This window comes from Neisseria sp., from assembly GCF_041804105.1.
Taxonomy (GTDB): domain Bacteria; phylum Pseudomonadota; class Gammaproteobacteria; order Burkholderiales; family Neisseriaceae; genus Neisseria.
Genome location: NZ_JBHCJY010000114.1, coordinates 1 through 10576, shown reverse-complemented (window position 1 = coordinate 10576; position 10576 = coordinate 1). Strand labels below are relative to the sequence as shown.

The following is a 10576-nucleotide window of genomic DNA, read 5'->3' as shown; positions in this document are numbered from 1 at the left end:
CGTCCATCCTTGACGGAGTTTTTTGAGCACGAGTTGTTTGAAGTCTTGTGAATAGGCCATGGTGGAATTGTATCGAATAATATGTTTATTTGCTATATCCTGCCGTATCCGAATCAAATCCGCAGATACCATTATCCGACTGAAGGCCGAACGGGTTCCCCCGTCAGGCAGTAAGCATATTTAAGGCCGTCTGAAAACTTTTTCAGACGGCCTTTGCCGTATGACGTTTTATCCTGCCGTGTCCGAACCAAATCCGCGGATACCATTATCCGACTGAAGGCCGAACGGGTTCCCCGTCAGGCGGTCAGTATGTTTAAGGCCGTCTGAAAAATTTTCAGACGGCCTGACGTTGTATCCGAACCGCTTATTCCGTACAGCTTAGCCCGCATTCAGCCGCTTCAACTGTTCCGCAACCCGTGCCGCGGCATCTTCCGTGTTCCCGCCGGCTGCCGTGTTTTCTTTATCTCCGAACCTGGATACAACGGGCAGCCCGCTCAGGAAACCGTCAATATCCTGCGGTGTCAGAAACCGCCCGTGCAAATCCCAGCCCACGTTCAGCGCGCGTCCGCGGATGTGCGCCACTCGGTCGTGCAGATGGCCGTACAGGTGGTACCAGCCCTTATGGCAGCCGTCCCATTCGTCGATCGGATAATGGAACAGAATCAGCGTGTTGCCGATTTCCGGCAGCTTGAGTTTCAGATAACTGCGCACCGACGACAGCAGGGGATGGCCGTCGTCTTTGGCCGTGTCCAAAAAACGCTTTTTATGGCGGTAAACCAGATCGTCGTGGTTGCCGCAAATCAGATGGTGCTGCCCGTTCAGACGGCGCAGCACGGCTTCGGTTTTCTTCAAATCGTGCGCAAACGACACATCGCCCAAGTTGTACACCGTGTCTTCGGGCGATACCGTTTCGTTCCAGCGCGCAATCATGTATTCGTCCAACTCGTCGGGCGATGACGTGGCGGGGCGGAACTGCGGGCAGAAACGGGCGATGTTTTTGTGGGAAAAATGCAGGTCGGATGTAAAAAAGGTTTGGGGCATTTGGGTTCTCTTGTAGGGAATCAAGGCGGACATTTTTGCCCGCCGTGTCGTTGTCGGTTTGGCCGGACTGCGTTTCAGACGGCCTGAAACTGCGGATGAGCCGTCCGCAGCCCGTATCATAGTGCGCTCAAAAATGCTTGGATAAACGCTATTTTTTCCAATTCCCCCATCGCGTTAAACGCATCCCGATGGGCGCGGATATGGTCGAGCAGGGGATAGTATTCTTCGTCCACATACCGTTTGTCCAGTTTGCGGCCGATGTTTGCTTCGTTGCTGCGGCCGAGAAACTTGGAAATCAGGTAATACGGCGATTTGAGTTTGAACAGCATCCCGCCTGTATCCGCATCGAATACCATAAAGCCTTCGTGTTCCACGTTTTTCAGCAGGGCTTTCAGTTCGCCGAACGTGATGTTTTCCACGGTTTCGGGGCGCACGAGTTTCAGGCCGTCTGAAAAGTTGCCGGCGTTGAATGCGGCGGCCGTTTCGTCCAGTTCGCGTTCGGAAAACTGGCGGCCCGTTGCCGTGTCGATGGCGCCGATCAGCGTTTCGCCGAAGCGTTCGCGGATGACGTGCACGTCGTTTTCGTCGGTGATTTCAAACAAAAACGTGGTGTTCGGGTATTGCTTGAACAGTTTTTCGTATGGCGAACAATGGGTTTTCACCATTTTGGCAAAATCGCTGTCGAGCGAGCCGGTGGTGGAATACAGCACCTGCCCGTCAAACGCCGCGCCCGCGCTCGGGTGGCCTTCGGGCAGCTTTACATAGGTGCAGCAGCCGAGAAAACCGTTGACCTTAACCACTGCCGTTACGCGATGATCGTCTGAAATATCAATGGGATATTTGCTGTTTTCGGCCACACGCTCGGAGTAGTTGAACACTTTTTTAAACGGGCGGATGATGATTTTGCCGTGTGCGTCCATCACCAAACCGCGCATTTCCAGCAGCGCATCGTCAAAACGGTTTTCGTAGAACACGCTGCGGGCGTATTTCAATACGCGCAATTCGGGGAACAGCTTGCTCTGCTTGATGGTGAAGTTGCGGCGGCCCAGGCGTAAATATTCTTCGGTAACAAAGGTTTGCTGTGTTTCGTCGAATGCGGGGCGACGCGTTGTGAACTGCGCCATTTCTTCTGCCGCCGCCCGTTGTTCCGCGCTGATCGGCTGCACGGCTTCCACGTGGATTTCGTCGCGCAGGCGGTTGTGGTTCAGCTTCACATAAGCCGCCAATACGTCGTTTTCGCATACGCCGTGCCGGTTGGGATAAAAGTTGTGCAAACGGTAAACCTCTGTTTCAAAACCGTGTTTTTTTGCCATTTGCAGAAGCTGGATGCAGGCGGACGATTTTTGGTTGGTATTGGAGTTGACGACCAGAATATCGCGCTCGGGCTGCTTTTGCCCCTGCTTGAAGGCGTTTTTCATCATGACACGGCCTTTTTCCTGTGCCGCGGCAAGGGCTTCGCCCGACCATCGGTACACGCCGTTGCCGTCGGTCATTTCTTTGTCGTTTTCGATGTGGACGATTTCGGCATCGGGATACTGCCGTCTGAATCCGTTGATTTTTTCTTCTGCGAAAGTAGATTTCCCCGAACCTTGGTGGCCGCGGATAAGGATGAATTTCTGCATGGTTTGGTTCTTTCTGTTTGGTGTGTTGGGACTGGCGGTTATGAACAGTATCAATCGAAACGCTGTACAAATACAGTCTGCTTTTTTGGGGGGGCTCAGACGGCCTTGTTAAATATTCGTTGATTGTAGGTTGGGATCTGAGTCCTGATCTTCAATCTATCATCCGGGTTGGAAGGCTGTCTGAATGGTTACTATAAATTTCCATAAAATTCAATCAGTTCATTTTCGGGATTTTCCAACAAGCTGAGCAAGTATCCGGAAAACCGCCGGTAAAATTGTATATCGTCAGATAAAACCGATTCGACGGCTTGTATGTCGGTAATGGTTCGACTGATTTGTAACCGTGTAAAAAAATTGTAATCGGCCGGATTGGGACGGTATTCCGTTTCCCCTGAAAACGGGTCGTTTTTCGGGTAGTGCCGTTGCAGTATGGGTTGGAGCAGACGGTTGAAATCTGTTTCTCCGATAAAGAAATAGCTGCCGGTGCCGTCCAAGCCGTCGGCAGTAAGAGGAGAAACGATGTAGCCGATACGTTGCTGCATAGGAATTCGCCTGTGTGATGGTGTTGGGGGGGGGCAGACGGCCTGTGCTGATCGGAACCGCAGGCCGGAGTTCCGCATCCGGCCTGCGGCCCTACTGGATTTCGGGCAGCTTGGTCCGTTCGATTTCATCTACCCAGAAATTGCCGCCCATACCGCTTTCGGCGAACGCGCCGATCAGGGTGAACACGCTGTCGCTGAATCCGCCGATATTGAGAATATCGCTGCGGTTTTGCGCTTGGGCGGTGGTGTAGGGCTGGATGTCGATGCAGACGAGTTTTGCCTGCGGGTTGCGGCGTTTGAGCGTGTCCCATTCCTTCATCAGGCTGGTTTTGCTGCCCCATTGCTGCTCCCGGTCTGCCCAGCTTTCGTTGTCCGACACCATGATGACCATGTCGACGCGGGCGTTTTCGCGGTTGAGTTTCGCCAGCGGTGCGCTGCACGTTGTGCCGCCGCCGCCGATGTTGGCGAGTTTTTCCGCGTTGGTCATGATGCTGTCGCGCGGGTTGAGCTTAGCGCCTACCACAATGTTTTCAAAGGGCAAAACGCGGGCGTTCGGGTTTTGGCGCAGTATGGCCGCAGCCATCAGCGCGGCCACGTCGATGCAGCGGGTCGTGCCGGTGGCGGAACCGCGGTAGCCGGTTACGGGGCTGTGCATGGAGCCGGATACGTCGGGGCAGACCACGACGTTGCCGCGGATTTCCGGTACATTCTGAACCGCCGTTTCCAGCGCGTCTTGCAGTGCGTTGCGGATTTCAGACGGCATGTCGCCGGATGCCGCCTGAAACGCGGTCAGCAATTGGTAGGGCAGTACGCGGGCTTTGGCGATGTCTTTTTTGTCGCGCAGTTTTGCGGCGGTAAAGCGCACGTTTTTGTCTTTGGCAAACACGCCGTGGCGTTGGAACGTGTTCAGGTTTTGGCGGACTTGCTGCCAAGAGCCGTTGCGTGCGATCTGCGTCCATGCGGCGGTGTCCAAATCCAAGGAAGTCAGCATTTGGAACGGCACGTCGGGCAGGCTGCCTGAACGTGTTTTTTTATAGGTTTCAAATGCCCGCGTAATCGGCGGCAGCGCGTCGGCGTCGTAGGGTTTGCCGATGAGCCATGCAAACCATGCCGCCCGCCATGCTTCCTGCGGTTTCGGGTGCACCATTTTCACGATGTCGGCCAAAGACGGATTGTTGCCCACCGCCGCATTCAGCAATTGTTTCTCGCTTGCGGTCAGCAGCCATTGCTGAATCAGTTTTTTGGGACGCGAACCGAACGATTTCCGCCCGACCGCACCGCTGCGGATAATCTGGACGAAGTTGCGCAGCATTTTGCCGTTGTCGGCCACGCGTTCGAATACGCGGGCGAGCATGGCCACGTCTTTGTGCGCCAATGCCGCCAGCAGCAGTGCGGGCATGTCTTTCATCATGCCGCGTTCGCGTGCGTAAATCGCTGTTTTGGCGATAAATTCCGCATCCAAGTCGGCCGCCAGTTTCAGGATTTGGGCAAGCTGGTTTTCGGCGGATGCGTAAAACGTGCTGTTCAGGCAGCCTGTTGCCGCCAGTTGGGCAAGCTGCTGTTTCGGCGTGAGCGTGTAGGCCAAACCGCCCGCTTCGTTGCGCGTATCGGCTTGGAACAGTTTTTGTTTGACGGATTGGAACAAGTTGGTGTTTGCCATTTTCATTTCCTTTGTCATCAGTAGTTTGGTTGTTGGGAGCCGGTTCGGTTCCGGCGGTTTTCAGACGGCCTGAAAAGAAGTCCGGCCAAACCGGAATGTTTTTCAGACGGCGTCGTTTGATGGGGCGGCACACGCAAACAACAAGGATTTGAAGAAATTTTTGCCATCGCTCTACCCGCTGAGCTACCCCGCTGTTGAGACGGGGGCAGGATTCGAACCTGCGACCAATGGATTAACGAATGTAATTCCTTCGGCATTTGTTTGTTGCGCCGTAAAAGCAGGGCGGCTAAAAAGACAGGATTTCTCGCGTTCTGCAACGCGGGCAGGGTTTGAACCTGCTGGTTTCCAAATGTAATCCTGTCGGCATCCGCCCGAAAGGGGCGGCACGTCCGTGCGGCCAGGGGTGGAGAAACGGCATGCTCTGCCAACTGAGCTACCCCGCATGCAGTTTGCGTAACAGGATTGGCCGTCCTGCATCGGGAGCGGGAGTCGAACCCGCGACAGTGTAGTTTCTCCGGCATCCGTACGGCTGTGCCATAAAAGGTGGATGGAAAGGGGCGGCATTCCGCTGCGGCGTTTGCGTGCCGTCGGGGTTCATCCCGAATGTCCGTCATGCTCAGGCCGTCTGCCTGCGAACCGGACGGCGTCCGACCGAAATAAAAAGGTGCACGGTAAACAACTAGGATTGAAGAAATTTTTACGCGCTCTATCCGACTGAGCTACTCTGCCATAGAAAGGTTGGCGGCAGAGACGGGACTCGAACCCGCGACCTCGAGCGTACTTAGGCTGTAATTCCTCCGGCATTTGCATACCGTGCTTACCAAGTATCTTGCAATCGCTGTGCCAGATTTGAAATTTTTCCAAAAAAATTTAATAACTGTTTGAAAAATAATAAAACAAACATTTCAGACGGCCTGTGCGCCGTCTGAAATGTTTTGGATAAAAATATCTTTTAAGCTATTTTTATAGAAAATAATCCTGTATGATTTTGCATGCGCCTGAAGATAAAGGCGGAAAACGGGCGGTTTGCCTGTTTGTTTACACCGAAGTTTCAGGCCGTCTGAAACGCAACCTTCCGAAAGACGATGCCATGCCGACAAAAAAACAAGTTGCCGTTTCCTTTTTGGGGACGGTTTTGGACAGCGCGTTCGGTCAGGGCCGCTGGCAGAAATGGCGGCCCAATGTCGCCATGAACCAGCGCGACGATTTCCATCTCGACCGTATGGAGCTGTTTTACAGCGAAAAATTCCTCAGATTGGCCGAGCGCGTGCGCGACGACATTGTCCATCTGCGACCCGAAACCGAAGTGAATCTGGTGCCGATGGAACTGGAAAATCCGTGGGATTTCAGCGAGGTCTATACCAAGCTGCACGATTGGTCGGCCGCGTATCCTTTTGATACGGAAACGGAAAATTATTTCACCCACATCACCACGGGCACGCACGTCGCGCAAATCTGCCTGTTTCTGCTGGTGGAGAGCCGCCGGATTCCGAGCGTGCTGCTGCAAACGTCGCCGCCGAAAAAGCAGCAGCGCAGCATGGGGCAGGGCGATGTGGGCGGTTTGGACGTTATCGATTTGGATTTGGCGCGTTACGACGTGCTGGCCGAACGGTTGGCGGCGGTGCGCGATGATGCGGTGCGCTATCTGAAAAGCGGGATTGCCACGAATAATCAGGCATTTAACCGCATGATTGCCGAAATCGAGCAGGTTGCCCTCCATTCGCCTTCGCCGATTCTGTTGAGCGGGCCGACGGGTGCGGGCAAATCGATGCTGGCGCGGCGGATTTACGAATTGAAAAAGGCGCGGCATTTGATTTCGGGGCGTTTTGTCGATGTGAACTGCGCCACTTTGCGCGGCGACGGCGCGGCTTCGGCCTTGTTCGGCCATAAAAAAGGCGCGTTTACGGGGGCGGCGGACAAGCGCGAAGGTTGGCTGAAAACCGCCGACAAAGGCGTTCTGTTTCTCGACGAAATCGGCGAATTGGGTTTGGACGAACAGGCAATGCTGCTCAAAGCCATTGAAGAAAAACACTTTTATCCCGTCGGCAGCGATGTGGAAGTGAGCAGCGAATTCCAACTGATTGCGGGCACCAACCGCGATTTGCGCCGCGAAGTGCGGGCAGGGCGTTTCCGCGAAGACCTGTTTGCGCGCATCAACCTGTGGCAGTACACGTTGCCCGCACTCCGCGACCGCCGCGAAGACATCGCGCCGAACATCGACCACCAGCTTGCCGTGGCCGCGCAGGAACTGGGGCGCGCCACGCGCTTCAATAAGGAAGCCTATGCCGTGTATCTGGATTTCGCCCTGTCGAATCAGGCGCTGTGGCGCGGCAATTTCCGCGATTTGGCCGCCAGCATCATGCGCCTTGCCACGCTGGCGCCTCAGGGCAGAATCGGTACGGATTTGGTCAGGGCGGAAATAGGCCGTCTGAATTATCTGTGGACGGAAGATGCGTTTTCAGACGGCCGGGATACGGATAGGCCGTCTGAAACAGGTTTGCAGGAAATATTTGAAAACAAAGGCTTGGATTGGAACGGTTTGGATTTGTTCGACCGACTCCAACTCGAAAGCGTGGCTGCCGAATGCCGCAAACACAAAAATACGGCGGCGGCGGGGCGTGCCCTGTTCGGCGTTTCGCGCGAACACCGCACCACGCCGAACGACAGCGACCGGTTGCGCAAATATCTGGCGCGGTTCGGGCTGGCGTGGGCGGACATCGTGCCGTAACAGACGGCGTATGCCGCCGCCGGCAGAGCGCGGATAACGGGCGGGGCAGGGTATCCGAAAGGCGGCACAAGGCCGTCTGAAAATGTTCGGACGGCCTTGTGCGTGTCCGGCAAATGCTTACACCGCAAGCCGTTTGCGGTAGAATACGCGCTTTACCGCCACCGTTCGGGCAAGAGCCATGCAGTATCTGATTGTGAAACACAGCCACATGTTTTTTGTGGCCGTAACCATTTTGCTGTTCAACATCCGCTTTTTTCTGTTGCGCGCCCGCCCCGACAAACCGCTGGCGCCGCTGTGGAAAGCGCTGCCGCACATGAACGATACGCTGCTGCTGTTTACCGGCCTGTGGCTGCTGAAAATCACCCACCTGTCGCCGTTCGCTACCGGCTGGCTGGGCGTGAAACTGTTGCTGCTGCTTGCCTATATCGCTGCGGGGATGGTGATGATGCGCGCCAAACCGCGTTCGCCCAAGTTTTACGCGACGTATGTGCTGGCGATGGTTTGCGTGTTGGCGATTGTGTATCTGGCGCGGATGAAACCGTTTTGAATGTAAAGGCCGTCTGAAATGTCTTTTGCCAACCGTGCCGTGATTGCGTTGGGCAGCAATCTGCACCGTCCTGAGGAACAGATCCGCCGCGCCCTGCAAACGCTGGCCGGGCATCCGCATATCCATATGCGGGAAATTTCGTCCCTCTACACCACCGCCCCCGTGGGCTATGACGACCAGCCCGATTTCGTCAACGCGGTCTGCATGGCCGAAACCGGTTTGGACGGCCGCAGCCTGCTGGCCGTGCTCAACGGCATCGAAGCGGACTTCGGGCGCGAACGCAGCTTCCGCAACGCCCCGCGCACGCTGGATTTGGACATCATCGACTTCAACGGCGAAACCAGCGCCGACCCGCATCTGACCCTGCCCCACCCGCGTGCGCACGAACGCGGTTTCGTGATGCTGCCTTTGGCCGAAATCGCACCCGATTTCGTCTTGGGAGAACACGGCAGGGCGGCGGAAATCGCTGCGCGTCTCGGAGATGCGGGCGTTTTCAGACGGCCTTAACGCGGTATCCGCCCCATCCGCTCCCGTTGTTCCCGCTTTATTTTCAGATTTAATGTCCGGACGGCCAGAACCTTTGCCGTCCGAAACCGTCCAACCTTTCCGATACATCAACAGGAAAACCATCATGCAATACCGTTACATCGTGGTAGAAGGCTCCATCGGCAGCGGCAAATCCGATTTGAGCCGCCGTTTGGCCGAGCATTTCGACTACCTGCACCTGACCGAAAGCGCCAAGCAGAACCCTTTTCTGATGCAGTTCTACCAGAATAACGCCAATCACGGCCTCGCCACCGAGCTCGACTACCTGCTGCGCCGCGCCGAAGCGGTGGAAACCATCAATGCCGAAGAAGAAAAAGGCGGCGGCATCGTGGCCGATTTCCTGTTGGAAAAAGACCAGATTTTCGTACCCGCCGTGCTCAATCCCGGCGAGCAGAACCTGTTTTGGGCGCTCAAGCGCAAAATCATGCCGCAGTATCCCGTGCCCGATTTGGTCATTTACCTGCAAACGTCCGACGATGCCGACATCAAGCGGTTGCAGAAAAAAATGGGCGGCGAATTCAAAACCTTCCCGCCCGCCTACCTGAAACAGGTTCAGGAAGAATACCGCCGCTTTTTCCATCTCTACCAGCACTCCCCGCTCTTGATTGCCAATGCCGACGAACTCGACTACGCGGGCAACGACGAGCATTTCTCCATGCTGCTGTCGGCCATGTCGAATATGCGCGGCAGCCGCAATTATTTGAATCTGAGCGAAAAATAAAGCATCATCCGCTGCCGGAAACACCGCCGTAACCCCTTTCAGACGGCCTGAACACGCAGTTTCCGGCGGGTAGGGCTTCATTTAACCCGTTGATTGCAATACCGGATGCCGTCTGAAGTGCAGGCCGTCCGAACCGGTGTTCCGACCGATGCCGCACCGTACCGATTCAAGGAAAAACCATGTCCCGACAATACAGCTTCATCCTTCCTTCCAGCAGCGGCACGGATTTCGTGTCCGACGAACACCTGCCGCTCGTCGTTTATTTCTATCCCAAAGACAACACGCCCGGCTGCACCACCGAAGGACTGGATTTCAACGCCCGTTTGGCGCAGTTTGAAGCGCTGGGCTATACCGTCGTCGGCATTTCCCGCGACGGCGTGAAAGCGCATCAGAATTTCTGCGCCAAACAGGGTTTCCGCTTCGAATTGCTGAGCGATGCCGACGAAACGGTGTGCAAGCTGTTCGACGTCATCAAGCTGAAAAAACTCTACGGCAAAGAATCGCTCGGTATCGAACGCAGCACGTTCGTACTCGATGCGGAAGGCCGCATCGCGCACGAATGGCGCAAAGTGAAAGTGGCGGGACATGCCGAAGAAGTGTTGGCGGCGGTGTCAAAATAATCTCCCGTGCCGTTCGCTGTATCAATCGGCGGATTAAGTTGGCAGTATTTGATCTTTTTCACTATGGTTAATTTGGCTGTCAGTTGGCAGGCAAACAGAAGAAGGCCGTCTGAATCTTTTCAGACGGCCTTTATATGCCAATGCAACTGCACCCATCACCACCATTCCCGTGCAGGCGTGAAACCGGCTTGGATATTCACCAATACTCGTTTAACAAAAGATACCTGATTTCAGCCATGGATTCCCGCCTGCGCGGGAATGACGGTTTTTTGCTTTTCAAATTTATCCGCCGTTTTTTGACCATCAAACCAGGCAAGAGTAACCGGCCAACTCCATTGCGGCCAGACGTAGGTACGGTTAGCCGCCCTTAAGGCGGCGTAACCGTACATCATTGTTTCTGCAATAGGAATGCTTAAAGGCAAAACCGCTTGAGTCAGAAGTATGCAAGGCCGTCTGAAAAAACTTTTTCAGACGGCCTGCCGGATGGTTGGCTAATTGTCCGGATAGGTTGAATCGTCATTCCCGAGCAGGCGGGAAGCCACGGGTAAT

The 10576-nt window shown here is 55.1% G+C and carries 10 protein-coding genes; 5 read left to right on the top strand and 5 right to left on the bottom strand.

Annotated elements, in window-relative coordinates; all coding sequences use genetic code 11:
• Nucleotides 1-378 precede the first annotated feature (378 nt).
• The 4 genes from ACEYDX_RS10000 to ACEYDX_RS09985 form a co-directional block, all read right to left on the bottom strand.
• Complete coding sequence (locus ACEYDX_RS10000) at nt 379-1041, bottom strand: phosphoesterase (RefSeq protein ID WP_373741876.1); 663 nt, start codon at nt 1039-1041, stop codon at nt 379-381.
• 116 nt (nt 1042-1157) lie between these two features.
• Nucleotides 1158-2663, bottom strand: a complete 1506-nt coding sequence (locus ACEYDX_RS09995) for an RNA ligase (RefSeq protein WP_373741875.1) — start codon at nt 2661-2663, stop codon at nt 1158-1160.
• A 191-nt stretch (nt 2664-2854) separates the two neighbouring features.
• Entirely contained in the window at nt 2855-3205 is a 351-nt protein-coding gene (locus tag ACEYDX_RS09990) for a hypothetical protein (protein WP_373741874.1), read from the bottom strand.
• 91 nt (nt 3206-3296) lie between these two features.
• Nucleotides 3297-4871: an RNA-binding protein gene (locus ACEYDX_RS09985; RefSeq protein WP_373741873.1), complete on the bottom strand. Its 1575-nt coding sequence runs from the start codon at nt 4869-4871 to the stop codon at nt 3297-3299.
• 1084 nt (nt 4872-5955) lie between these two features.
• Here ACEYDX_RS09985 and rtcR point away from each other — a divergent pair.
• The 5 genes from rtcR to ACEYDX_RS09960 all read left to right on the top strand — a co-directional run bounded on the left by rtcR (nt 5956) and on the right by ACEYDX_RS09960 (nt 10027).
• Nucleotides 5956-7593: an RNA repair transcriptional activator RtcR gene (gene rtcR, locus ACEYDX_RS09980; protein ID WP_373741877.1), complete on the top strand. Its 1638-nt coding sequence runs from the start codon at nt 5956-5958 to the stop codon at nt 7591-7593.
• A 178-nt stretch (nt 7594-7771) separates the two neighbouring features.
• A complete protein-coding gene (locus ACEYDX_RS09975; RefSeq protein ID WP_373741872.1) occupies nt 7772-8140 on the top strand; it encodes a SirB2 family protein in 369 nt (122 codons plus the stop codon).
• Between the two features lie 18 nt (nt 8141-8158).
• A complete protein-coding gene (folK, locus tag ACEYDX_RS09970) occupies nt 8159-8647 on the top strand; it encodes a 2-amino-4-hydroxy-6-hydroxymethyldihydropteridine diphosphokinase (protein ID WP_373741871.1) in 489 nt (162 codons plus the stop codon).
• A gap of 124 nt (nt 8648-8771) precedes the next feature.
• A complete protein-coding gene (locus ACEYDX_RS09965; RefSeq protein ID WP_373741870.1) occupies nt 8772-9407 on the top strand; it encodes a deoxynucleoside kinase in 636 nt (211 codons plus the stop codon).
• A 179-nt stretch (nt 9408-9586) separates the two neighbouring features.
• Nucleotides 9587-10027, top strand: coding sequence for a peroxiredoxin (locus ACEYDX_RS09960; RefSeq protein ID WP_373741869.1), 441 nt, complete (start codon nt 9587-9589; stop codon nt 10025-10027).
• A 230-nt stretch (nt 10028-10257) separates the two neighbouring features.
• Here the strand turns inward: ACEYDX_RS09960 and ACEYDX_RS09955 are convergent, their stop codons facing one another.
• Complete coding sequence (locus ACEYDX_RS09955) at nt 10258-10449, bottom strand: hypothetical protein (RefSeq protein WP_373741868.1); 192 nt, start codon at nt 10447-10449, stop codon at nt 10258-10260.
• Between the last annotated feature and the right edge of the window lie 127 nt (nt 10450-10576).

What these genes read in the sequence shown, in the direction of transcription:
- ACEYDX_RS10000 (WP_373741876.1), bottom strand. Translation starts at nt 1,041, where the DNA reads ATGCCCCAAACCTTTTTTACATCCGACCTGCATTTTTCCCACAAAAAC.
- ACEYDX_RS09995 (WP_373741875.1), bottom strand. Translation starts at nt 2,663, where the DNA reads ATGCAGAAATTCATCCTTATCCGCGGCCACCAAGGTTCGGGGAAATCT.
- ACEYDX_RS09990 (WP_373741874.1), bottom strand. Translation starts at nt 3,205, where the DNA reads ATGCAGCAACGTATCGGCTACATCGTTTCTCCTCTTACTGCCGACGGC.
- ACEYDX_RS09985 (WP_373741873.1), bottom strand. Translation starts at nt 4,871, where the DNA reads ATGAAAATGGCAAACACCAACTTGTTCCAATCCGTCAAACAAAAACTG.
- rtcR (WP_373741877.1), top strand. Translation starts at nt 5,956, where the DNA reads ATGCCGACAAAAAAACAAGTTGCCGTTTCCTTTTTGGGGACGGTTTTG.
- ACEYDX_RS09975 (WP_373741872.1), top strand. Translation starts at nt 7,772, where the DNA reads ATGCAGTATCTGATTGTGAAACACAGCCACATGTTTTTTGTGGCCGTA.
- folK (WP_373741871.1), top strand. Translation starts at nt 8,159, where the DNA reads ATGTCTTTTGCCAACCGTGCCGTGATTGCGTTGGGCAGCAATCTGCAC.
- ACEYDX_RS09965 (WP_373741870.1), top strand. Translation starts at nt 8,772, where the DNA reads ATGCAATACCGTTACATCGTGGTAGAAGGCTCCATCGGCAGCGGCAAA.
- ACEYDX_RS09960 (WP_373741869.1), top strand. Translation starts at nt 9,587, where the DNA reads ATGTCCCGACAATACAGCTTCATCCTTCCTTCCAGCAGCGGCACGGAT.